This window comes from Testudinibacter sp. P17/SS/0325, assembly GCF_053570765.1.
In genome coordinates, this window is record NZ_CM131635.1 from 651462 (window position 1) to 676313 (window position 24852).

Below are 24852 nucleotides of genomic sequence, written 5' to 3' on the forward strand. Positions count from 1 at the left end.
AAAAGTTGGACTGCTTAATGAACGGATTGAGTTCGATATTGTATCGGGCTTAATCCTTTTAATCTTACTTGAATTCGTTCAGTATTGTAATACTCAATATATTGATGAACCGCCTGCTCAATGTCATCTGCCGTATCAAATTGCTGAACATAAAAACATTCTGTCTTCAGCCTGCCGAAAAACTTTCCATTGTGCCATTATCTAAGCAGTTTCCCTTTCTTGACATACTGATTTGAATTTGATTATCTGCCAATATCTTGCGATAAGACGGCATTTGATACTGCCGGCCTTGGTCTGAATGTAATATCGGCGTTGCCTCCTTCGGGAGCTTATTCACGGCTTGTCGCAACATCTGCTCAACCAGTGCCCGGTTTGGACGACGACCAAGTTGATAGGCAATCACTTCATTATTAGATAAGTCTAAAATCGGCGATAAATACACTTTATTGCCGTCTTTCGCTTTGAATTCAGTGACATCGGTCACTAATTTCTCGTAGGCATTTTCCGCCGTAAAATGACGTACTAACAGATTATCAGCAATTCGACCCACTTCACCTCTGTAAGAACAATATTTCCGTTTTTTCCTCCCTTTCACCTGTAAGCCCATCATCTGAATCAAACGTTGCACCTTTTTGTGATTGACCGTACCGAGTGCCAATGTCACTCGGCGATAGCCATACTGCGGATTCTCTCGTTTAATTTGACGGATTTCCGCTTTTAAATCGGCCTCTTTATCTGTCTTCGGTTGTTGATGGTAAAAGTAAGTGCTTCGAGCTAACTTAATGATATCTAATAATAAATTAAGCGGAAAATCACCGTTTAAGGCTTTAACAATTTCTGCCTTTCGGCTTCGTCTTTCAGGGATAATTCCATCGACTTTTTTAAGATGGCATTCTCCGCACGCAAACGTAAATTCTCTTGTTCTAATTGTTTTAACGGCGTTAATGGCTTAACGTGTTTTTTCGATTTATTCGGTTTATTCACGGCTGGTCGTCCTTTGGGCTTATCAATCAGTCCATTTATGCCAAATTGTTTGAATCGTTGCAACCATTTAGAAATAACAGTGCCTCCTGAGATACCCAAGGTTAAGGCGATGTGTTCAAGGGAGAACAGCCCTTGTCGGGCTAATTTGACGGCTTGAAGCTTTTCTTCGACGGTAAATTTTCGGGCAGTATGTTTGACTCGCAAGCCATCTGAGCCCGCATGTTGATATTGTGCAACCCAGTGACGAATACAGCGTAGTGGAACTTGAACGTGTTTTGATGTTTGACGAAGGGATTGAGCATGTTGAAAGTAATATTCAACTGTGTGTTGTTTAAATGCTTGGGTATATTTAGTCATAAAAATCTGCACCTTAGTCAGTTGGTTTTGCAGTCCAACTTTTGGGGGCAGATTACTTTTCACTCAAAGTGCGGTTTTTGCTTTGTTTGTTTTGCTACTGTCAAACCACCACTTTTCAACCGCCCAAGCACTGCATACCGCCAATGCCAACGGCAGCAACATTGCGGCGGAAGTGCGGCTCAATTCCAAGGCGAACACTATCGCGGTCAGTGGCATTTTGAGAGAAATCGCGAGAAAAGCGGTGGCGCCGATCAGGGCGGCACTTTCGAGCGAAATCGGTGGTAAAAATTGGTTCCAGCCCAACGCCAACGAAAATGCCAAGATACTGCCGAGCATCATCGACGGCGTAATCAAGCCGCCATACGCGCCCGCTGCCAAGGCGAGCAACACCACCAGCCATTTCATCGCGAATAATGCCAAACCGTCATGCCAATTCAGCAACCCGGCAAATGCCAACTGGTTGCCCGCTTTGCCGTTGCCCAGCACATCGGGAAATGCTATCGCCACCACGCCGATTAAACTGAACAACAAAATTGCCAAGGGAATAATCCGTTTATCCGTGCGTGGTAAAAACGGCACAAGTGCGGTGGTATAACGGAACAGTTTGACCACCGGCGTGATCAACAAACCGAGCGACAGCGCGAACCACAGCAGGGCATGATTAACTTCGCTGTCGCTTAAATGATATTGCACCAAATCACCCAAGGTGTAACGCACCACCATGGTGGCGGTGAGCGAGGTCAGCAAGGCGGCGAAGATAACCCTTCTGTTGATTGCCACCACCAAGGTTTCCAGAATAAAAACCGTTGCCGCCAACGGCACATTATACACCGCCGCCAACCCGGCACCGGCGGCGCAGGCAATCAACAGCGCAGCATCGTCATCGCTTAATTTTGCCCGTTTAATCCACACCGAGGCAAATGCCGCGCTCATTTCGCGCGGCGCGCTTTCACGCCCTAATGGCGAGCCCAAGCCGACGGTGATAATTTGCAGCAGGGCGTGGCAAACGGTGGTAAAAAACGGCATACCTTGTTGCGGCGCCGCCATTGCCGCTTTAAAACCGACTAATTTAGCCCCCCAACGTTGAATGGCATACCAACCGAAACCGACCAACAACCCGCATAGCGTCAACACTAACCAACGGCGGTTCGGTTCGGCTTGCTCAACGCCGACGCGAAACGGCAAATTTTCACCATTTAAGGCATAAGCAAAGGCATGATGTTGCACAAAATGCATTAATTCGGTTAGTGCGAAGCCGACTAAGCCGGCAATAATGCCAATTACCAACAATGAAACAAATAAACGCAAACCAATCGACATGTTAGCCACCTATGTTTTAATCACCCATACTGAACGCCACAATCTGGCTGATATGTGCCAGCGGACGCCCGCTTTGTTGTTGCCATTCGGCGAAAACCTGTTGCGCAATCGCAAAATTGCGTTGGGTTTGAATGCCGCCGTCAATCAGTTTATGCGTGCGCAGGTAGGCTTCGACATCGTGGGTGAGTAAAAAAGTGTCTTTGCCGAGCGCCCGTAGACTGTAAGCGCCTGTGTTGCCGCCCAAACGCTTGCCGTGTTTTTTCAAATACTGCCAAAGTGCGGTGATGTTATTGCTGTCCCACTCGGCAATCAGCTTGGAAAAGCCGCCGTTCAGATTGGCTTCGTGAATCATCTGCGCATTGTATTTAATCGTTTCCACTTTCGGCCAATAACGGATAATACCCGGATCCTGCGCTTTCTTTTCCCACAATTCATCGGGCATCAGCAGCAGTTTTTCAATCTCAAAGCCCCAAAACACCTGCTCGAAGTTGTCCCATTTTTTGTTCACTACCTGCCAGACAATGCCGCATTGGAATACTTTGCGCGTCATTTCCGCCAGCCAGCGGTGATCGGGCACTTGCGCCAGTTCCTCGGCGGTTTTTATCTTGCACAAGCGCGCTTCCAGTTGCGCCGCACCGCCTTTGTGTGCGGCGGCACGCTGATAAATATCCTCGAATTTTTCTAAAATCATGCTGATTTGCAAATCTCCAGTTGCACATTGGCTTGTTGTAACAAGTCGCAAATTTTCTCACTCGGCTCACGGTCAGTCAGCACCACGTCCAGCTCTTGAATTGCCGCCAAACACACCGTGGCATGACGGTTAAATTTGGAATGGTCGATCGGCAGCAACACCTTGCGCGAGGCTTTCATCAGCGCACGTTTCACCTGCACTTCATGAAAATCGTAATCCAACAGCGTGCCGTCCTCATCAATTGCGCTAATGCCCAAAATGCCGTAATCCAAACGGAATTGGGAAATAAAATCCACCGTTGCCTCGCCGATCATACCGCCGTCTTCGCGTAAATTACCGCCGGCAATCGTAATATTAAAATCGGCTTTTTTCATCAAAATATACGCCGCATTCAGATTGTTGGTCACAATTTGCAGGTGTTGATGATCCAACAGCGCATGGGCGACCGCTTCCGGGGTCGAGCCGATGTCGATAAACAGGGATGAACCGTTCGGAATCAGGCTTGCCACCCGCTTGGCAATCGCCTCTTTTTCTTTGGAAAAGAAATGCTTACGCTCTTGATAATCACTGTTTTCAATACTGGAAGGAGAGGCTGCGCCGCCATGATGACGGCGAATCAAATTTTGCTCTGCCAACTCATTCAGATCACGCCGAATGGTTTGCGAGGTCACCTTAAACACCGCCACCAAATCCTCGGTGCTGATATAACCTTGTTGCAGCACCAATTCGACAATTTGCTTATGGCGTAGCGACTGTTTCATAATTTCTCCTTTTTATGTTCATTTTTTATATGATTTTACCTCAAACGAAATAAAATTAGGGCGCTTGGATAAAAAATTAAACAAAAAAACCGCACTTTGCTGGTTTTAGATACAAAGTGCGGTCAAGATTATGCGCCTCAGTCTTATTGGCTTGCAATCACCCGGTTATCCACCACATCGACGGTCACCGGTTTGCCCGGTAGTAATTTGCCGGACAAAATTTGCTGCGCCAACGGATTTTCAATTTCCTGTTGGATTGCGCGTTTCAGCGGACGTGCGCCGTAAATCGGGTCGTAGCCGACGTTGCCGATAAAATCCAACGCTGCCGGGCTGAACCCAATTTGGTAACCGTGCGCCTGCATACGCTTGCTCAGGCGTTGCAACTGAATCGAAGCAATCGCTTGAATATTGGCTTTATCCAACGGGTGGAACACCACGGTTTCATCAATCCGGTTGATAAATTCCGGACGGAAATGGCGGCTGACCACCGACATCACCAGCTCTTTCACCGAGCCGTAATCCAAGTCGTTCACGTTTTCCTGAATCAGATCCGAACCCAAGTTGGAGGTCATAATCACCACCGTATTGCGGAAATCGACGGTGCGTCCTTGTCCGTCGGTCAAACGTCCGTCGTCCAACACTTGCAACAGAATGTTGAACACATCGTGGTGCGCTTTTTCCACTTCGTCGAGCAAAATCACCGAATACGGGCGGCGGCGTACGGCTTCGGTCAGATAACCGCCCTCTTCGTAGCCGACATAGCCCGGAGGCGCGCCGACCAAGCGTGACACACTGTGTTTCTCCATAAATTCGGACATATCGATCCGAATCATCGCGTCGTCGCTGTCGAACATAAACTGCGCTAAGGTTTTGCACAGCTCGGTTTTACCCACCCCGGTCGGGCCTAAGAACAGGAACGAACCAATCGGACGGTTCGGATCCGCCAAACCGGCGCGGCTGCGGCGAATCGCATTGGCGACCGCTTCCACCGCTTCGCTTTGCCCGATCACCCGTTTGTGCAATTCGTCTTCCATGCGCAGCAGTTTCTCTTTTTCGCCTTCCATCATGCGGGCAACCGGAATGCCGGTCGCACGCGACAACACTTCGGCGATCTCCTCGTCGGTAACGCGATAACGCAACAAGGTCATCTCTTTGCCTTCCGACGCTTCCGCTTGCTGCAACTGTTTTTCCAGCTCCGGAATCAAGCCGTATTGCAACTCCGACATTTTGGCGAAATCGCTGGCGCGGCGCGCTTGTTCCATTTGGGTGCGAGCGTTATCCAGCTCGGCTTTAATGTGTTGCGTGCCGGACAGGGCGGCTTTTTCGCTTTTCCACACCTCTTCCAATTCGGAATACTCACGCTCTTTTTCGCTCAGTTCGGTTTCCAACATTTGCAAGCGTTTACGGCTGGCGTCATCATCTTCTTTTTGCAACGCCTGTTGTTCCAGTTTTAACTGGATAATCCGCCGCTCCAAGCGATCCAACGGTTGCGGTTTGGAATCGATTTCCATGCGGATACTCGATGCCGCCTCGTCGATCAAATCAATCGCTTTATCCGGCAATTGGCGGTCGGAAATATAACGGTGCGAAAGCGTCGCCGCCGCCACAATCGCCGGATCGGTGATCTGCACATGGTGGTGAATTTCATACCGCTCTTTCAAACCGCGCAAAATCGCAATTGTGTCTTCCACGCTCGGTTCGTCCACCAGCACTTTTTGGAAACGCCGCTCCAACGCCGCGTCTTTTTCGATATATTGGCGGTATTCATCAAGCGTAGTCGCGCCGACGCAGTGCAACTCGCCGCGCGCCAACGCCGGTTTCAGCATATTGCCGGCGTCCATTGCGCCGTCGGATTTGCCCGCGCCGACCATGGTGTGAATTTCGTCGATAAACAAAATCACCCGCCCTTCTTCTTTCGCCAGTTCGTTTAATACGCCTTTCAAACGCTCTTCAAACTCCCCGCGATATTTCGCACCGGCAATCAGTGCCCCCATATCCAGCGATAACACCCGTTTATTGCGCAGGCCTTCCGGCACTTCGCCGTTGACAATCCGCTGCGCCAAGCCTTCGACAATCGCGGTTTTACCCACGCCCGGCTCACCGATCAGCACCGGATTGTTTTTAGTGCGGCGTTGCAACACTTGAATCGCACGCCGGATTTCGTCATCACGCCCGATCACCGGATCGAGCTTGCCACTCTCGGCGCGCGCGGTCAGGTCAATGGTAAATTTGTCTAACGCTTGGCGTGATTCCTCCGCATTTTGATCGTTCACGCTTTCGCCGCCGCGCATTTTTTGAATTGCCGCTTCCACCGCTTCGGCTTTCAAGCCGCTTTGGCGCAACACGTTGCCAAGTGCGGTTTTGTCTTCCAATGCCGCCAACACAAACAGCTCGGACGAGATAAATTTATCTTGCCGTTTTTGTGCCAGCTGATCGCAACGATTGAGCAAGCGCACTAAGCTTTGCGACAATTGCACATCGCCGCTGTTGCCTTCCACTTTTGCCAGACGTGCAATCTCGGTGGTCAGTTGGCTTTTCAGTTGCGCCACATTCACGCCGCAACTGAGTAACAACGGCTGCACCGAACCGCCTTGTTGGTTGATTAATGCCGCCATCAAATGCAGCGGCTCGATATATTGTTGCTCATTGCCTAACGCCAGCGACTGCGCTTCGGCAAGCGCCTGTTGGAATTTGGTGGTAAATTTTTCGATATTCATAAAAAAATCCTCCTGAATAAATTTTGTTCACGAGGATTAAATGGGGATCTAAAACGAGACTTCAAGCAAAAGTCAAGAAAATATTTTTATCTTTTTGCCTAAAACTTCACCGGACAAGCCTCATCAAGGCTAAACGGATCGAATCCGTATCGGCTGTTCTTTCGGCAGTAGAAATAATGCCGGCACAACCAAGAGCGCCATCAGATAAAACGCCCATGCCGGATTGTGTTGATAGGCAAACCCGGCAAGCCACATAAACAGCGCCACACTGAGGCAACACGCCACGCCGGCATACAGCGCCTGCAACTTGGCAATATCGCCGCTCGGCTGGCCGGAGATAAAGCGCACCGTGGCGAAATGGCACAGAGCAAAGGTAATGCCGTGCAAGGCTTGAATCGGCAGCAGCAACGCAAAATCGGTAATCGCGCCGGTTAACAGCCAGCGCACAATCGACACCAGCGTGGTGAACAGCAACAATGAATGGAGCGAAATATTTTTAAACAGTTTTTCGGCAAAGAAAAACACCAACACTTCCGCCGCCACGCTCACGCCCCACAGCCAACCGGTCAGGCTGATGTCGATACCGTTTGCGGTCCAATACATCACGCTATAGGCATAATAACTGGCATGGGCGCCCTGAATCAGCGACAGGGCAATCACTAAAAACAGGATATGCCGTCGGCTTAATAAGGCTTGATAGCTGCCGCCGCGATTTGCCGCCACCGCACTTGCGCCGATCACCGCTTGCGGTTTTAAGCGCGCTTTGAATAAGGTCGAGCCTAAAAACAGACAAAGACAGATCGCCAGCCACCACATCATATTGCGGTCGCCCCATGCCTGCAAAATATAACCGCCGCTCAAACTCGCCGACATAAATGCCAACGAACCGCTTAATCGGGCGCGCCCGTAGTTGAAATTGACCTGCTGCTGCCAAGTGCTTGCCAACGAATCGGTGAGCGGAATACCTGAGCCGAAAATCGCATTCAACAGCAATAACAACGGCACCAACAACCCGATTTGATCGGGCTTTAACGCCAACATCACCACTAAGCCGATACTGCCCAGAGCCACCAGCCGTAGCAACAGAATCAGATTATCCGGCTTGCTCCACTGCGAAAACAGCACGGAACCCAAAAAGCGGGCGATATATGCCGCCGCCAATACGCTGCTGATCAGCTCGACCGAATAATTGTGTGCGCTTAACCACGCCGGTAAGTAGGGCACAAACACGCCGAAGCTAAAGAAATAGCCGACAAAGCCGCACACCAACCAGGCAAAAGGCGATAATCCCGTTTGTTTCGACATTAAAATAACCGCTCCATTTCCTGCGCCCGCGCCACCGCCGCTTGCATGGCTTGCGCCACCGTTTGCGCCAATTGCCGCTGTTCAAACACCGCGATCGCCGCCGCGGTGGTGCCGCCTTTGGACGTCACCTGCGCACGCAAAGTCGCAAGATCGGTCTGCGGATTTTCAATCACCATTTGCGCTGCGCCCAACATCGCCTGTTGAATCAATGCGCGTGCGGTTTGAGGGCTGAGCTGCATATTTACCAGTTCGCTCTGCATGGCTTCCAAAAACAGAAAAAAATACGCGGGGCTGCTGCCGGAGGCGGCGATCACGCTGTTAATATCGCTTTCGTTTTCCAGCCAACAAATGTTGCCGACCGCCTGCATTAATTCGGCGGCAAAAGTGCGGTCTGCCGCGCTACTGTGCGGATTGGCAAACAACCCTGTCATGCCTGCCGCCAACAACGACGGCGTGTTCGGCATGGCGCGAATCGCGGCGACCGCACTTGGCAATAATTCCGACAACCGTTGTAACGAAATGCCGGCGGCAATTGAAATCACCAGTTTTTGAGCAAAATCCACCCCGGCAAAATCCGCGCAAGCAGCTGCCATCAACTGTGGTTTCACCGCCAACACCACCACCTCTGCATTTTCTGCCGCCACACGGTTATCCTGCGTGGTTTGCACGCCCAATTCGGCAAGCGCCGCCAATTTCGCCGCACTCGGATTACTGGCGATAATCTTCGCCGCCGGATAACCGCTGTGCAACAAACCGGCGATAATCGCCCGAGTCATATTGCCCGCGCCGATAAAGGCAATTAATTTGTGCTGCATAGGCTTTTCCTTGTTACAATGTCCACCAATTTCGCCATTCTAACATAAGCAGGAAAACAGATTGATGTATTGGTTTAAAAATATCTTGGTCTATCGTCTCAGCAAAAAGCTGGACTGGAGCAGCCAAACCCTCGACAGCAGCTTGCCGAATCAGGCATTTTATCCGTGCGGCAGCCACGATCAGAGCAAATTCGGCTGGGCAAAACCGTTAAACGGCAGCGAGTTGCTGCATTTCAGCGTCAATGGGCAAACGCTGCTGGTTGCGCAAAAAGAGGAAAAAATCCTGCCGGCGCAGGTAGTGAAACAGGCGTTGGACGAGCGGATCGAAACCTTGGAAGAAAAAGAGCAGCGCAAGCTGACGAAAATGGAAAAACAAACCTTAAAAGACGATGTGATTAACGAATTGTTGCCGCGCGCCTTTAGCAAAAAACAACAGACCGCACTTTGGATCGATTCGGTCAATGACCTGATTTACCTCAATGCCGCCTCGGCAAAACGGGCGGAAGACACGCTGGCGTTACTGCGTAAATCGCTTGGTTCACTGCCGGTGATCCCATTGGCGTTTGCCAACGAGCCAAGTGCGGTGATGACCGACTGGATCGCCAATGACAATCTGCCGGGCTGGCTGACCGCACTTGATGAAGCGGAATTGACGTCAACCACCGATGAAGCGGTGATCCGTTGCAAACAACAAGCGTTAGACAGCGACGAAATGCAAAACCACTTTGCCGCCGGTAAGCAAATCACCAAACTTGCCTTGGAATGGGAGCAACACCTCAGTTTTGTGTTGCAACAAGATTGCAGCCTGAAGCGATTGAAATTTGCCGATAATGTGCGCGATAAAAACGATGACATTTTGAAAGAGGATTACGCCCAGCGTTTTGACGCGGATTTTATTCTGATGACCGGCATTTTGGCGCAACTGAGCGAACGCCTGTCGGACGCATTCGGCGGCGAAAAGTCAACCTTGGCGGAAAAAATGTAACGTGGGCAAAAAAAGCAAATGCTGTAAAAAATATAAGAAAAAGGGCAAATATTGTAAAGATTGCCCTTTGCGCTGAGTTTAACCGCACTTATTGCAGATAATCATTTTAAGGCAAGCAAACGGGCACAGATAGTGCAAGTAGTACGGCAAGCGAGTTTGACCAAGTATTAAATCGAATTTAAAACACGGTTCGGCGCAAAAATCAATCTGTTAGCTATTTTATTAAAAAATAATGACACACATCACATTTATTTCCAATACTTTTGCGTTATACTCAATAATCTTTTGTTATTTGTAAACTATTTTGAGGTTAGTTGTGGCATATTGGCAATTAGTCAATTTTATTCGCGGGTTATCAATCCTGCTTTCGTTACTGTTGGGCTTACACGCCAGCCCGTTTTTTATTAGTTCATTTTGGCTGCTGCTCAGCTTAATCACCGCATTAAATATGCTGACCAGCGGCTTGACCGGTTTTTGCACCTGTACTTATCTTGCCGGCAAAATCGGTATGAAACTGCCGAAGTTATCCAGAGATTACTCCAAATAACATAAGGGGAGATTTCCTCTTAGTTCCATTAAAAAAGATGACTGATTCGGTAGCGTAGGGGCGGATTATATATCCGCTCGTTCGAAGTGCGGTATCCATATAATTAGCGTGAATCGGTACTTATTCAAAAAATTGGATAAGTTCAGAAGACTGACAATCGGCTGACTTCAGGTATATAATGAATAACACCCTTACCCATCACTGAACGACATGAGCCATTGGAGAACGCAAATGACCAATCAACAAATTGCCGAGCATCAACGCCAGTTGCACATTCAATTCAAAGCGTGGATGGACGATAAGAAAAAGCGTGAAGTACTGACGTTTCAACGTTCGAATGGGAATATTGTTCGCCATTATCCTGACGGACATGAAGAAGTGATTGAATATGCTAAAGCAAAGTAATTTAGCTATTTTCTACTGCGGCACCAATGGGCGGGCAAAACCACATTACGCGGATTTAACAAAGACACGGTACAAATTGTGATCGATTCCGATCATATCGCCATGCAAATTAACTCTGAAAATCCACGCTTGGCGGACAGCCTTGCTGGCAGAAAAGCGATTGAATTATTTAAATTTGCGATTGAACATCAAATTTCGTTTTCAATGGAATCCACGTTATCAGGCAATTCCATTTTGCAACGAATCAAGAAAGCCAAAGAAAATAGTTTTTATGTGCGATTAAATTATGTGGGTGTAAATAGTGTTTCAATCAACATTGATCGCGTAAAAGCAAGAGTAGCAAACGGCGGACATTTTATTGATGAAACGACAATCCGCAACCGCTATGACATCAGTTTGCAAAATTTAATTAAAATCTTACCACTTTGTGATGAAGTGTTTATTTATGACAATTCGGAAGAGCTACCGAATTTGGTGTTTCATCTTAAAGGAAATAAATTAACCCAGTGGCTTGATTTGCTGCCGGAGTGGTGTGAAGAATTAAAACACGCACTAAATCAGTAGTAATGCAGGGTCAGCATTCACAATGCATTTAATCTATAAATAAAAAATGCAAAGTGCGGTTCGGGCGGATATATAATCCGCCCCTACTTTTACCATTAAAATCAATTACTTTAACCTTTCACCAAGGTTTTTAACTGATACAAATACGTCAATGCCTGTTTCGGGGTTAAATCATCGGGATCGAGCTGTTGCAACATCTGCCAGACCGCACTTTTGCCTTCATCTTCTTCGATCAACGGCAATTCTGCCTGCATTTGGTTCAATTCGCGCAGTTGTTGCAGTTTTTGATCACCCGTTTGTTGCGATAAACGTTCCAACTGGTTCAGTTTTTGTTTGGCAAGGGTCAGCACCTTTTTCGGCACGCCTGCCAATGCCGCTACCGCCAAGCCGTAACTTTTACTCGCCGCACCCTCTTGTACCGCATGCATAAAGGCAATACTGTCGTTGTGTTCCAAGGCGTCGAGATGTACGTTAAACACGCCCTCAAACTGCTGTGGCAACACGGTCAGTTCAAAATAATGGGTGGCAAACAGGGTCAGCGAACGCAATTTTTGCGCCAACCACTCGGCGCACGCCCATGCCAACGCCAAGCCGTCATAAGTGGAAGTGCCGCGCCCGATTTCATCAATCAGCACCAAACTTTTCTCACCGGCTTGGTGCAGAATATTCGCCATTTCGGTCATCTCCACCATAAAGGTCGAACGTCCCGAAGCGAGGTCGTCCGACGCGCCAATGCGGGTAAAAATCCGATCAATCGGGCCGATAACCGCACTTTGTGCCGGTACAAAACTGCCGATGTATGCCATCAGCACGATCAACGCTGTTTGCCGCATATAGGTGCTTTTACCCCCCATATTCGGACCGGTTACCACCAAAAGATGACGTTGCGGATTGAGTTGCAGCGGATTGGCAATAAACGGATCACTCATCACCTGTTCCACCACCGGGTGACGACCGTTTTCAATCGCAATGCCGATTTGCTCGGCAAACTGCGGACGACTGTAATTCAGGGTTTGCGCCCGTTCGGCTAAATTACTGAACACGTCCAACTGCGCAAGGGTCAGCGCCGCCAGCTGTAGATCGCCCAAGTGCGGTAGCAGGCGTTCGAACAATTCGTCATACAACTGCTTTTCCAACGCCAACGCCGCACCTTTGGCTTTCAGCACTTTGTCTTCGTAGGTTTTCAGTTCGGGAATAATATAACGTTCGGCATTTTTCAGGGTTTGGCGGCGCACATAATGTATCGGCGCACGATCCGCCTGCCCGCGGCTGATTTGGATATAGTAGCCGTGCACCGCATTAAAGCCGATTTTCAGGGTGTCAATGCCGGTCGCTTCGCGCTCGCGCGCTTCCAACTCGTCCAAAAAGCGGGTTGCGCCGGCAGACAACTCGCGCCATTCGTCCAACTCCGCATGATAGCCCGGTGCAATCACCCCACCGTCGCGAATCAGCAACGGCGGCGTTTCCACCAACGCCTGTTGTAACAGTTCACATAATTCGGAAAAATCGTCGATTAAGCCGCAAAGCGCAGTTAGCTGCGGCGAATTGTGCGGAATCAGTTGATTTTTAATCGGCGGAATTTGCTCCAGTGCGCTACGCAAACGGGTGAGATCACGCGGACGCGCCGAACGCAACGCCACCCGCGCCAAAATCCGCTCCATGTCGCCCACTTGGCGCAATAACGGTTGTAAATCGGCGATTAAGTCATACTGCAAAATATCGGCAATCGCCTGTTGCCGCTTTTGTAACTGGGCAGTGTCGCAAATCGGCTGATGAATCCAGCGTTTCAACAAACGGCTGCCCATCGGCGTGACACAGTGATCCAACACCCACGCCAAGGTGTATTCCGTGCCGCCGGCAAGATTCTGCGTCAGCTCCAAATTGCGCCGCGTCGCAGCGTCCAGCACGATAAATTCGCTGTTTTGCACCAGACTGATCGAATTGATATGCGGCAGGGCGGTGCGCTGGGTCTCTTTGGCATAATGCAGCAAACAGCCGGCGGCACACAGCCCCAAACTCGCCTTTTCCACACCGAAGGCTTTCAAATCTTTGGTGCCGAACTGACGGTTGAGTAACTGAAGTGCGGTATTCAGTTCAAATTCCCAAATCGGGCGGCGGCGCAAACCGCGACAGCCTTGCAACAGCCCCATGTCGCTGAACTCTTCATCATATAACAACTCGGCAATCGACAAGCGTTGCAGCTCCGCTTGCAGCGCCGCCGAATTATCATGTTCGCTGATTTGAAACCGCCCCGAACTCATGTCCAAGGTTGCCAGCGCAAACCGCACGTTGTGTTGATACACCGCCGCGATCAGGTTATCTTGCCGCTCCGGGAGCAAGGCTTCGTCGCTGACCGTGCCGGGCGTGACAATCCGAACCACCTGCCGCTCGACCGGACCTTTGCTCGCTGCCGGATCGCCAATCTGCTCGCAAATCGCCACCGACTCGCCCAGGCGCACCAACTTTGCCAAATAGCCCTCGACCGCATGATACGGCACTCCCGCCATCGGAATCGGCTGCCCGGCGGAATTGCCGCGTTTGGTCAACGAAATATCCAACAACTGCGCCGCTTTCTTGGCATCGTCATAAAATAATTCGTAAAAATCCCCCATACGGTAAAACAGCAAAATATCGGGATTTTCCGCTTTCAGGCGCAAATATTGTTGCATCATCGGGGTGTGGGCATGTAATTCTTGCATAACTCTTTTAGCATTTAGGGTTAATTGGCGACATTATACGTGATTTTTCGCAGATTGATAAAATGGCATAAAAAAGAAATCAATGCTGAAAGTGCGGTTTTGGAATGGCTTTCACATCCTGCAAAAAAAGATCAAAATTTCACTTGATACTGTATAACCGTACAGTATAATAAGCGGTAATTCTGATCAAGCAAGATTGCGTAACTAGAGGTTTAGTATGGACGATAACAAACAAAAAGCACTGGCTGCCGCATTGGGGCAAATTGAAAAGCAATTTGGTAAAGGGTCGATTATGCGCTTGGGCGACACACAAACCCTGGATATTGAGTCGATTTCAACCGGCTCACTCGGTTTGGACGTCGCCTTGGGAATCGGTGGTTTGCCGATGGGGCGGATTGTGGAAATTTTCGGACCGGAATCTTCCGGCAAAACCACGCTAACCTTATCGGTGATTGCGCAAGCGCAAAAAGCCGGCAAAACCTGTGCCTTTATTGACGCCGAACACGCATTGGATCCGATTTATGCCAGCAAATTAGGCGTTGATGTGAAAGAGTTGTTGGTATCCCAGCCCGACAACGGCGAACAGGCGTTGGAAATTTGTGACGCCTTGGTGCGTTCCGGTGCGGTGGAAGTGATTATTGTCGATTCCGTCGCCGCCTTGACCCCGAAAGCGGAGATCGAAGGCGATATGGGCGATTCGCATATGGGCTTGCAGGCGCGTTTGATGTCACAGGCACTGCGCAAGCTGACCGGGCATATCAAAACCGCGAATTGCTTAGTGGTGTTTATCAACCAAATCCGCATGAAAATCGGCGTGATGTTCGGCAACCCGGAAACCACCACCGGCGGTAATGCGCTCAAATTCTATGCTTCTGTACGTTTGGATATCCGCCGCACCGGGGCGGTCAAAAACGGCGAAGAAGTCATCGGGAGCGAAACCCGGGTGAAAGTGGTGAAAAATAAAGTCGCGGCGCCATTCCGCCAAGCCGAATTCCAAATTATGTACGGCGAAGGCATTTCCAAGCTGGGCGAATTAATCGAACTGGGCGTGAAACACAAACTGGTGGAAAAAGCCGGTGCATGGTATGCCTATAACGGCAGTAAAATCGGACAAGGTCGTGCCAATGCGATGAAGTGGATGGCAGAAAACCAAGCCGCCGCTCAGGAATTGGAAGACAAATTGCGTACCGAATTATTGGCAAATCCCGAACAAGGTTTAGTTGCCGATATCGACGGCGACGATGAAGGTTTTGAAGCGAACGACGAGTAATAGCCGGCTCCCTGCGCATGCGCAGGGAGGAAAATTAAGCATTATACAAACGAATTATGAACAAAATCGCTCTTGCCTATATTATGAATCTGCTGGCGCGGCGTGATTACAGCTGTGAAGAGATTCGGCAAAAAATGACGGCAAAAGCCTTTGCTGCGGAAGATATTGAAACAGTGCTGCAACATTGCCGGCAAAAAGGTTGGCAAAGTGATCAACGCTTTTGCGAGCATTTTCTGCTGTCGCGCAGCCGCAAAGGATACGGTCCGGCACGAATTAAGCAGGAATTGCAGCAAAAAGGTATCGCAAGCGATCTGATCTCCGCGCAATTTGCCCAAACTGCGCTTGATTGGTTCGAACTGGCGGAAAGCGTTTTTCAAAAGAAATTTTCAAATATCCAAACCGCTCAATGGGACATGAAACAAAAGCAAAAAGCGTGGCGCTTTATGTCGAATCATGGTTTTCAGCCCGATCACTTCCGCCATTTATTCAAGCTTGATTCGGATGACGACTAACTGATCGCCATGCGTTCTCCTGTCGGCAAGCCTAAGCCTAAACTCAACATTAATATCACCAAAAGCCGTTGTTTTTAGTCCGTCATTGCGCTGACCGACGCTTAGATTTAGAATGGAGAGAGTTGCCAACGAAGCATAGGGTAACCATAAGCGGTAGGTACTTGTGCCGTAATAAGATATTCTTTATAGGTTAATGGATTAACAATGATCAGTATTGAGAAATATACCTTTTGGCACTTTGACGATTTGCTGAGTTACCAATTGGATTCGGAACAAGCCAAATATGTACGCCAACCGTGGCAATGGTTTGAAGGGCACACCTTGCTGTTAAGCAACGGCATGACCGGTGTTTCGATTTTACAAGATAAAACCGCAGTCGGTTTTTTCGTGCTTGATCGCGGCCCGGAAAAGCTGGAATATACCAATAATCCGCAGGCGATCTTGCTGCGCTCTTTCTCGATTAATCCGCAATATCAGGGGATGGGAATCGCCACTACCGCCCTCACGCCCAATCTGATCGATTCCTTTATCTACAATTTATCGCCGAAATACAATGAAATCGTGTTAGCGGTCAATCCGCTAAACCAACGGGCGTATCAACTCTATCTACGCTGCGGCTTTCAGGCTGCCGGCAAAGTGATTATTAATGTGCGCGGCGCACGTTCGGTACTCACGCGCCGTATCGGTGGCAATCCGGCCTAAGCAACGCTAACCAAACCGGGCTAACCGCTCCTCCAGTTGTTGTTGCGCTTCCAACCAGTCAAATTCAATCTGTTCCAGCTGTTTTTTCAGTTTGACCTGATCAGCCAGTAATGCGGTTAAGCGCACTTTGTTTTCTTCGGTATAGATCGCACCGTCTGCCAGTTGGTTTTCAATCTCACGCAATTGCGCCCCGCACTTATCCAGCTGGCTTTCCAGTTGTTGGATTTTTTTGCGCAACGGTGCCGTTTGCTGGCGCAATTCGGCCTCCAAGCGTTTTTGTTCTTTACGGTTCAGCGGACTTTCGCTTTTATCAACCGCACTTTCACCGGTTTTATCCGCTGTTTGACCACTGTCTTGATGGGTATTACTTTGATTCACATTGTCATTCAACCATTTTTGGTAATCGTCCAGATCGCCGTTGAAATCTTCCACCTTGTGATCGTGCACCAGATAGAAATCATTCACCGTATTGCGCAGCAAATGACGATCATGCGATACCACCACCAATGAGCCTTGATAATCCACTAGCGCCTCGGTCAAAGCTTGGCGCATATCCAAATCCAAGTGGTTGGTCGGTTCGTCGAGCAACAATAAATTCGGGCGTTGCCACACGATTAACGCCAATACCAACCGTGCCTTTTCACCGCCGGAAAAACTGTCCACCGGCTGTTTGACTTTATCGCCGTGAAAGGCGAAACCACCGAGATAATCGCGTAACTGCTGTTCGGTTTGCTGCGGTGCAAGCCGTGCCAAATGCCAAAGTGCGGTTTCGTCGGCGCGCAGGGTGTCCAGTTGGTGCTGCGCAAAATAACCGAGTTGCACGCCCTTTGCCAACTGCACTATGCCGTTCTGTGGCGCGAGTTCTCCTGCCAGCAATTTGATTAAGGTCGATTTGCCTGCGCCGTTGCGCCCCAATAAACCGATACGCGAGCCGGGCACGAGATTGAGTTTGACCGATTGCAGCACGGTATGATCGCCATAACCGGCACTCACTTTTTCCATCGTCAAAATTGGATTGGGCAAGGATACCGGCGGGCGGAACTCAAATTTAAACGGATTATCCACATACGCCGGCGCAATCAGTTCCATCCGTTCCAAGGCACGGATTCGGCTTTGTGCTTGTTTGGCTTTACTGGCTTTGGCACGGAAACGGTCGATATAGCTTTGCAGGTGTTCGACTTTTTGCTGCTGTTGGCGATACAAAGCATTTTGCTGTGCCAGTTTGGTGGCGCGCTGCACTTCAAATGAAGAGTAATCGCCGCTGTATTCGTTCAGTTGTTGTCGTTCGATATGCAGAATTTTACTCACCACCGGATCGAGAAAATCACGGTCGTGCGAAATCAGGATCAAAGTGCCGGGATAACGGCTTAACCAACGTTCCAACCAAATTACCGCGTCGAGATCCAAGTGGTTGGTCGGTTCGTCCAACAGCAATAAATCGGAGCGGCAAATCAAGGCTTGCGCCAAGTTTAGCCGCATGCGCCAACCGCCGGAAAAAGATTTGACCGCACTTTGCAGTTGTTCGTTTTCAAAGCCCAAGCCGTGCAGCAAGGTTGCCGCGCGCGCTTGAATCGTCCAAGCGTCAATCGTATCCAATTTGGCGTGCAACAGCGCGATTTGGTTGCCGTCATTATTCGCGTTCGCCTGCTCTAATTCATGGGTTAATTGAGTGTATTCGCGGTCGCCCCGAATCACATAATCCAACGCGCTGATCGCCAGCGCCGGCGTTTCTTGATTGACCCATGCCAATGCCCAGTTGGCGGGAAATTTGATCTCGCCGCCTTCGCTTTGCATTTCGCCTTTCAACAATGCCAACAATGACGACTTGCCACAGCCGTTTTTGCCGACTAAGCCGACCTTCTGTCCGGGATTAATACTGGCGTTGGCGTGTTCCAATAATGTCGTTACGCCGCGTTTTAAAGTCAGGTCACTAAAAAAGATCATTTTTTATTTTATTTTGTTAATAGATTATTGCACAATGATAACATAACTCTCCATCATTCAAGACAAATTCAGGATGAATAATGTTTGATTCTCTTATTGTACAGTTTGTGGTGCTGTGGGCGGTGATCGACCCGATCGGTTCGGTGCCGGTTTACCTTGCCAAAACGATTGGACTGCCGTTGGAAGCCCGCCACCGCATTGCGCGTAATGCCACCCTGATTTCCGCCGGGATTTTGGTCTTTTTCTTAGCCGTCGGGCAGTTGTTATTAGAAGCCATGCAAATCCCGCTTACCGCCTTCCAAACCGCCGGCGGCTTGGTGTTATTGCTGTTCGCCTTAACCATGATTTTCGGTGAAGGCAAACCGAGCGAAGAAATGCGCCTACCGTCCAATCTGAACGAAATTGCGGTATATCCGCTCGCCGTGCCGTCCATTGCTTCACCCGGCGCGATGATGGCGATTGTGTTGTTGACCGATAATCACCGCTTTAACTTTGGCGAACAAATGTTGACCACCCTGATCATGCTGTTGATTTTGCTGATCACCTATCTGTTGTTTATTGCCGCCAACCGTATCCAGCGGATTATCGGCACCACCGGCGCAGCGATTATCAGCCGGGTAATGGGCTTAATTCTAGCCGCCGTCGCTATCAATAATATTTTGGTCGGGGTGCGCGATTTCTTTATGTACGTCAAATAAGGAACCGTACGTAGATCCGCGAAATGACACGCAACAACTTCGAGCAATGTTGGGATCGTTTTAAAACCGTAATCACAACGCAAGAAGCGGGGGGAGATGTTTGCAATTGCAGTTAATGGAGCCGCGCGCGGCAAGGGCGTGGCAACCGCACTTTGGGTTACGTCGATACTTATTTGATAGATAAAAACTTGACGGTTAGCCGCCCAAATCTAAATCGTTAAAACTTCATTTGACCTTGTCCCGCTCTTTCGGTAATCTCGAATCCGACACTTTAATTTTTGTATAAAAATAATTACACAATTAAAGTTTGCTTGTTTATACTCCGCTTTAATCGAGGTTTTCCGTGTCTCAACTAATAAAAGAAGCTGGCGCAAAAGCCAATCAAAGTGCGGTCATCAACCCGCCACTGTACAGCCACAAACGCGCCCATCGCGCCGCCCTCAGTAGTTTTATGGGCGCGGTGGTCGATTGGTATGATTTCCTGTTGTACGGCATTGTTGCCGCCTTGGTGTTCAATCACCAATTTTTCCCGAATATCAGCCCGAGTATGGGCACTTTGGCGGCATTCGCCACCTTCGGCATAGGCTTTCTGTTCCGTCCGCTCGGCGGTATTGTGTTCGGGCATTTCGGTGATCGGATCGGGCGTAAAAAAATGTTGGTGTTGACCGTAGTGTTAATGGGCGGTTCGACGGTGTTAATCGGCTTGCTGCCGAACTTCGCCAGTATCGGTTGGGCGGCGCCGGTGCTGTTGGTCGTCTTGCGTGCGATTCAAGGTTTTGCCGTCGGCGGCGAATGGGGCGGCGCGGCATTAATGGCGGTGGAAAGTGCGCCGCCGGGCAAAAAAGCGTTTTACAGTAGCGGCGTGCAAATCGGTTACGGCGTCGGCTTAATGTTGGCAACCGGCAGCGTGTCACTGATTATCTATTTCTTCGGCAACGAGGCGTTTCATGACTGGGCGTGGCGGATTCCGTTTATCGCCAGTGTGGCGCTGCTGTTGGTCGCACTGTGGATTCGCCGCCATCAGGAAGAATCGACCGAATTTGAGCAAACCGTGATCAACGCCAAACAACAGGCGCAACGAATGCCGATTATCGAGGCGATCTCGCGCCACCCGAAAGCGTTTTTATACATTATCGCCCTGCGTTTCGCCGAGCTGCTGACCATGTATCTGGTGACCAATTTCGCGCTCAATTATTCAACCCAGCATTTGGGCATGTCGAGCAGCGTGTTCTTGAATATCGGTTTGATGGTCGGCGCCATCAGCTGTTTCACCATTCCGCTGTTTGCGCGCATTGCCGACCGCTATGCGCGCAATAAAATGGGTTATCGTATGATGTGCGTCGGCGGCGGTATTATCGGTGCGCTCAGCGCCGTACCGTTCTTTTTCGCAATGGAGCAGGGCAATGTGTTCTGGATTTATCTGTGTGCGATTCTGTTGGCAAACATTGCGCATGATATGGTGGTGAGCGTGCACCAACCGCTGTTCACCGAATTTTTCGGCACTGCCTATCGCTACAGCGGCGCCGGCGTCGGCTATCAGGTTGCCAGCATCGTCGGCGGCGGTTTCACCCCGTTTATCGCCGCGGCGTTAGTCACCTGGTACGACGGCTCTTGGTATCCGGTGGCGATCTATCTGATGGTCGGCTGCCTGTTGACCGCACTGGTGGCGGCAAGAATGCAGCGCAGTTAACCGCACTTTAGCTAAATAAAAAAGCCGCCTCCAATGGGGCGGCATAAGTTTGATTAAAAGCGATAGCCGATATTCAGATAGGCTTTGCTACCACGTTCCTGCTGATAACCGTTATACTGCCAACCCAATCCGGCTTGCCAAGCATGGTAATTGACGGCAAACGCGAATTGTGTGCGTAAATGACCCCGTTGTTGTGCCGTTGCTGTCTGCGTGATCGCGACGCGATCTAAATGGCTGGTTACGCTGAACGGGCGCGAAGCAAGATGTTGGCTATATGCCAATGAAATGCTTGGAATCAATTGCCAATCACCATATTGGAAAGTGCGGTTTAACTGCAGATCCAGTAACAGATTCGTTTCGGTTTGGCGAATTCTGCCGGTATTCAGCGCCAACTCACTGCCTTGCTCGCTAAATTCTTTCAACTGCAAGTGATTCACTTGCAGCCCGAACGACGGCTGTAACGTCCACGCCTGCCGTTGCCACAAATAACCGGCACTGAAGCCGACACTACCGTTCCAACCCCGGGTTTTGCCATGGCTGCCGTCCGCCACGCCGTTAAACTGACGTTGCTGTTTATAGTTGATGTTGGCGAATGCCAGATCCCCTTCGACAAACCAGCCTTGCCGTTCCGACAGCAAAAAGTGACGCGCGGCGGTCGATAAGCGGGCTTCGCGGATATTTGCGCTTGCGTACGCTTGGCTCGCCGTAAAACGGTTGTTCGATACGCTGGCAAGCCACAACGTTTGCGGCGAGAGCCGTTTACTCACGCCCACTGTCTGTTGTGTCGCACGATAATCGACCCGTGCGCCCCGTGCATTTGCGCGGTAATGGCTATTATCCCGTCCCAACTCGCTCCACACCTGTAACCCGTCGCCATGCAACATCTGATGGTCGTTCAAGCGGCGCTGGAGCAAAGTGCGGTTTAACGCCGCTTGATCCAACAAATAGCTGACGCTGTTAGCATAAATACCGTTGCCCAAGGTTTGCGGCAATCGCTGCCAATCGCCGCTTTGCAACACCCTGGTCAGCCAGCGGTTATAGTGGCTGCGGCTGAAAGCCAAGCGACTGTCGCGCAATTGATTTAAGGCGTCAATCGCGTTGGCTTCATTACGGTTGGCACTTTGCGCGGATAAACGGCTTGGATTGACATTCAACAGCACGGAGTCCGAATTAAATTGCAAATCATAACGCAAACCTTGGCTTAACAGCGCCTGCGGTTGCTGCAATGCGGCAAAGCCGCCGCTATAAGCGGCACCGTTTTGCAATTGCAACAGCGTTGCCCGCGTCTGTCCGGCTTTGGCTTGGCGCAGATCCAATCCGTCTGCCGTCAACCGCCCTGCCAACCGCACTTGCGCCGCCTGTCCGTCGGCGCTAATGCCTTGTGCGGTCAGTAAATTAAACTGTGCCGAATCTTGCAAACTCAGACGATTGACAAAACGCATTCCTTCGGCAAATAAGGTACCGCTAATCTCACTGGCGGCGGCAATGACGCCGCTCCCGCCCAAGCTGCCTTGTGGATTGACCTGAAGCGATGGGCTTTGTAAGCGCTGATTCACTTGTAGGCGACCTTGCTCCACCACCGCACTTTGCTGTAACCGAGTGTCGCCTTGCAATACCAAAGCGCCGCCGGCGACGGTCAAACCTTGCAAACGGTTGCCGTCACCCGCCAAAGTCAAACTGCCTGTGCCGCGTTTGCGCAAGCGCCCGCCGCCACTCAAGCTGTTCGACCAACGATCGTCACGGTTTAAGGTGTAAGTTTCATCGCCCAATAGCTGTGCCGGGCCTTGCAACGCTTTGCCGACATTGACCATGCCCCAACCGAACGTGTCATCAACCCCTTTGCTGCCCAAATCGGTGGCGGTGGTCAACATCACATCGCGCACCTGCGTCATGTCCATATACTCAAAGCGCTGTTTCAGCAAGGCGGCCACCGCACTGATGGTCGGCGCGGCATAGGAGGTGCCCTGTTCGGCTGTGAACGAATAATCCACTGTGCCGGCGGTAGGATCACCGGCAATCGACAGCAGCGCCATCGTACCCGGCGCGGCGATACACCAGTTTTTACTCACGCCGCAATGGTTGGAGTAGCTTTCCAGTTTGTGATCCGCCCCGACCGCAATCACCGACAGATAATGTTTTTCCATTTCGGGGAAATAACGCGGCAGTGCCGCCAAAATACCCGGCTGGCGTTTCGACTCGTTACCGGCGGCAAACACCTGCAATACGCCTTTCTCCGTTGCCTGATGTAAACTGCTTATCAATACATTGGATAAATTTAGTTTGCCGCGATATTCCTTATCCATTGCCGCCGCCTGCTCGGCAACCGGATCTTCGTTCCAGCTGTGATTCATAATATGTAGCCCGGGCGCCTTAGCCGACATCTGTTCAATCGCAACGGCAAACATCGTGCGCGGCAGCGGATCTTTACCAAGTAGCAGCTTTTTATCTTCGGCTTCATTGCCGCTGCCCGCCGGAGAACCGCTGGTCGGTTCATATGAAGCTTGATACAGCGTCACCCCTTTGGCAATTCCGCCAAAATAGCTCAAGCGCGGATCCTGTGTTGATTGCAGCCCATTCGCCGCAATAATGCCGCTGACCTGTCCGCCGTGGCTGCTGTAAATCGGTTTGCCGCTCTCTTGATCGGTTTCCTGTACCAGTTTAGTCGGGTCAAACCTATAGGATTTGCCGTTTAAGGTCTGGCTGAATACTAACGGAATCAGATTGCGCTTGTCTTTTAACAACGGGTGTCCGTTAAAAAAGCCCGAATCGACCACGCCGACCACTACGCCGCTGCCGTTATATTGCGCCGCGATCTGATCGGTTAATCCAATTCCTTCTTTCGGTTGTTGCAAATATTGCGCCAGTTTTTGCTGCTCAGCGCTCAGTTCCGCCGCTTGTAGCAAGTTGGCGAGCATGATACCGCTTACTATCAGGCTGAGCGATGATTTTTTAAATGGAAATCCAACTACAGGAAATTTCAACATAACAATCCTTATTTTTATTATCAATGTGACTGAATTGGTTATTTTTGACTATTTGAAAACGATATAATAACCATTCCCAACTTCAAAATGGGCGCCACTTTATGTAATAAAAAAAGTAACGACAAGGTAGTACCTGCCGTTGCGCGCTATCATCGCAATGATTTACCCTAACTCAAATAACCGCTTGTTTTTTAATGCGATACGTATGGTTTTATCGACTATTTTTGTTAAAGGTAAGTTTGTGGCGGGGATTTTTATCTTTATCACAGATAAAAAACAGCCTGCATATGCAGGCTGCTTAGAAAGGATAGGTGATTCGTTTGCGGAGATAAAGTGCGGTTAGTGGCGCGTATCTTCCTCATCATCGAAGTCTTCGTCATCATCAAAAAATTCACCGTCGTCGCCGTATTCGTCCTCATCGGCGTTCGGGTCTTCAAAATAAGTGCCCCAACCGTCATAGGCGCCGCCGTGTTTTTCAACTAACGGAATCAGTTCATTTTGCTGCGCGTCGATGAGTTCGGCTTTCAGTTCGATTTCGCTGATAATATCGCAGCAGAACAGCTCATTGCCGCTTTCGTCTTCCAGCTCTTCCGCTTCCGATACTTCATAACCGGCTTTAAACGCATCAACGGCAATTTTTTCCAACTTATCAAAATCACGGTGGGAAATGTGGTGTTCAATGATGTATAACGCCTCAGGATCGCTGCCGTCGTTGAATAAATCCTCGATAATCTCGCGGGTTTCCCGTTGCAACTGCTCACGCTTCGTTTTCATACTTTCTCCTTAATTGAAATAAGCGGATTCTATTTCCCGCACATTGTAAGACCGGTGCCAAAATTAAACAATCCTTATCTTTTTCCCTGTGATTTCCAACCGATAAACCACAGGATCATGTTAAACAA

The 24852-nt window shown here is 49.8% G+C and carries 18 protein-coding genes and 2 pseudogenes; 9 read left to right on the top strand and 11 right to left on the bottom strand.

Annotated elements, in window-relative coordinates:
* Window positions 1–14: 14 nt before the first annotated feature.
* From ACWA50_RS03230 to proC, 7 genes and pseudogenes are all read right to left on the bottom strand, one after another.
* Window positions 15–1341: pseudogene (locus ACWA50_RS03230) on the bottom strand (IS3 family transposase).
* Between the two features lie 63 nt (window positions 1342–1404).
* Window positions 1405–2661, bottom strand: coding sequence for a chloride channel protein (locus ACWA50_RS03235; protein WP_431053891.1), 1257 nt, complete (start codon window positions 2659–2661; stop codon window positions 1405–1407).
* A gap of 16 nt (window positions 2662–2677) precedes the next feature.
* Window positions 2678–3352, bottom strand: a complete 675-nt coding sequence (locus tag ACWA50_RS03240) for a DNA-3-methyladenine glycosylase I (protein ID WP_431053892.1) — start codon at window positions 3350–3352, stop codon at window positions 2678–2680.
* The gene (locus tag ACWA50_RS03245) at window positions 3349–4113 is read right to left on the bottom strand and encodes a DeoR/GlpR family transcriptional regulator (protein WP_431053893.1); all 765 of its coding nucleotides are present in this window, start codon (window positions 4111–4113) and stop codon (window positions 3349–3351) included. Before ACWA50_RS03245 ends, ACWA50_RS03240 begins: the two co-directional genes overlap by 4 nt.
* Before the next feature lie 143 nt (window positions 4114–4256).
* Entirely contained in the window at window positions 4257–6830 is a 2574-nt protein-coding gene (gene clpB, locus ACWA50_RS03250; protein ID WP_431053894.1) for an ATP-dependent chaperone ClpB, read from the bottom strand.
* Window positions 6831–6959: 129 nt separating this feature from the next.
* Window positions 6960–8135, bottom strand: coding sequence for a 3-phenylpropionate MFS transporter (locus ACWA50_RS03255; protein ID WP_431053895.1), 1176 nt, complete (start codon window positions 8133–8135; stop codon window positions 6960–6962).
* Window positions 8135–8950 carry a pyrroline-5-carboxylate reductase gene (proC, locus tag ACWA50_RS03260; RefSeq protein WP_431053896.1) on the bottom strand — a complete coding sequence of 272 codons (816 nt, stop codon included), beginning with the start codon at window positions 8948–8950 and terminating at the stop codon, window positions 8135–8137. Before proC ends, ACWA50_RS03255 begins: the two co-directional genes overlap by 1 nt.
* A 64-nt stretch (window positions 8951–9014) precedes the next feature.
* Here proC and rdgC point away from each other — a divergent pair, with 64 nt between their 5' ends.
* From rdgC to ACWA50_RS03280, 4 genes and pseudogenes are all read left to right on the top strand, one after another.
* A complete protein-coding gene (rdgC, locus tag ACWA50_RS03265) occupies window positions 9015–9935 on the top strand; it encodes a recombination-associated protein RdgC (protein ID WP_431053897.1) in 921 nt (306 codons plus the stop codon).
* 316 nt (window positions 9936–10251) lie between these two features.
* Complete coding sequence (locus tag ACWA50_RS03270) at window positions 10252–10482, top strand: hypothetical protein (RefSeq protein ID WP_431053898.1); 231 nt, start codon at window positions 10252–10254, stop codon at window positions 10480–10482.
* Between the two features lie 231 nt (window positions 10483–10713).
* Window positions 10714–10887 carry a hypothetical protein gene (locus ACWA50_RS03275; protein WP_431053899.1) on the top strand — a complete coding sequence of 58 codons (174 nt, stop codon included), beginning with the start codon at window positions 10714–10716 and terminating at the stop codon, window positions 10885–10887.
* Window positions 10871–11451: pseudogene (locus ACWA50_RS03280) on the top strand (zeta toxin family protein). The gene ACWA50_RS03275 and the pseudogene ACWA50_RS03280 overlap by 17 nt, the downstream one beginning before the upstream one ends.
* A gap of 110 nt (window positions 11452–11561) precedes the next feature.
* Here ACWA50_RS03280 and mutS read toward each other — a convergent pair.
* Window positions 11562–14150 (bottom strand): DNA mismatch repair protein MutS, encoded by a 2589-nt coding sequence (gene mutS, locus ACWA50_RS03285; RefSeq protein WP_431053900.1) that lies wholly within the window; start codon window positions 14148–14150, stop codon window positions 11562–11564.
* A 217-nt stretch (window positions 14151–14367) separates the two neighbouring features.
* Between mutS and recA the strand changes: the two genes are divergently transcribed.
* The 3 genes from recA to ACWA50_RS03300 all read left to right on the top strand — a co-directional run bounded on the left by recA (window position 14368) and on the right by ACWA50_RS03300 (window position 16634).
* Window positions 14368–15420 (top strand): recombinase RecA, encoded by a 1053-nt coding sequence (gene recA / locus ACWA50_RS03290; protein WP_431053901.1) that lies wholly within the window; start codon window positions 14368–14370, stop codon window positions 15418–15420.
* Window positions 15421–15476: 56 nt separating this feature from the next.
* The gene (gene recX, locus ACWA50_RS03295) at window positions 15477–15932 is read left to right on the top strand and encodes a recombination regulator RecX (RefSeq protein ID WP_431053902.1); all 456 of its coding nucleotides are present in this window, start codon (window positions 15477–15479) and stop codon (window positions 15930–15932) included.
* A gap of 204 nt (window positions 15933–16136) precedes the next feature.
* Window positions 16137–16634 (top strand): GNAT family N-acetyltransferase, encoded by a 498-nt coding sequence (locus tag ACWA50_RS03300; protein WP_431053903.1) that lies wholly within the window; start codon window positions 16137–16139, stop codon window positions 16632–16634.
* A gap of 6 nt (window positions 16635–16640) precedes the next feature.
* Here the strand turns inward: ACWA50_RS03300 and ACWA50_RS03305 are convergent, their stop codons facing one another.
* Complete coding sequence (locus ACWA50_RS03305; protein WP_431053904.1) at window positions 16641–18578, bottom strand: ABC transporter ATP-binding protein; 1938 nt, start codon at window positions 18576–18578, stop codon at window positions 16641–16643.
* 80 nt (window positions 18579–18658) lie between these two features.
* On the opposite strand from ACWA50_RS03305, the gene ACWA50_RS03310 reads away from it, so the two are divergent.
* Complete coding sequence (locus tag ACWA50_RS03310; protein ID WP_431053905.1) at window positions 18659–19276, top strand: MarC family protein; 618 nt, start codon at window positions 18659–18661, stop codon at window positions 19274–19276.
* Window positions 19277–19619: 343 nt separating this feature from the next.
* Window positions 19620–20966, top strand: coding sequence for a shikimate transporter (gene shiA / locus ACWA50_RS03315; RefSeq protein ID WP_431053906.1), 1347 nt, complete (start codon window positions 19620–19622; stop codon window positions 20964–20966).
* 53 nt (window positions 20967–21019) lie between these two features.
* Here shiA and ACWA50_RS03320 read toward each other — a convergent pair whose 3' ends face one another.
* Window positions 21020–23950: a S8 family serine peptidase gene (locus tag ACWA50_RS03320; RefSeq protein WP_431053907.1), complete on the bottom strand. Its 2931-nt coding sequence runs from the start codon at window positions 23948–23950 to the stop codon at window positions 21020–21022.
* Window positions 23951–24289: 339 nt separating this feature from the next.
* Window positions 24290–24724 carry a ribonuclease E inhibitor RraB gene (rraB, locus tag ACWA50_RS03325; protein ID WP_431053908.1) on the bottom strand — a complete coding sequence of 145 codons (435 nt, stop codon included), beginning with the start codon at window positions 24722–24724 and terminating at the stop codon, window positions 24290–24292.
* Between the last annotated feature and the right edge of the window lie 128 nt (window positions 24725–24852).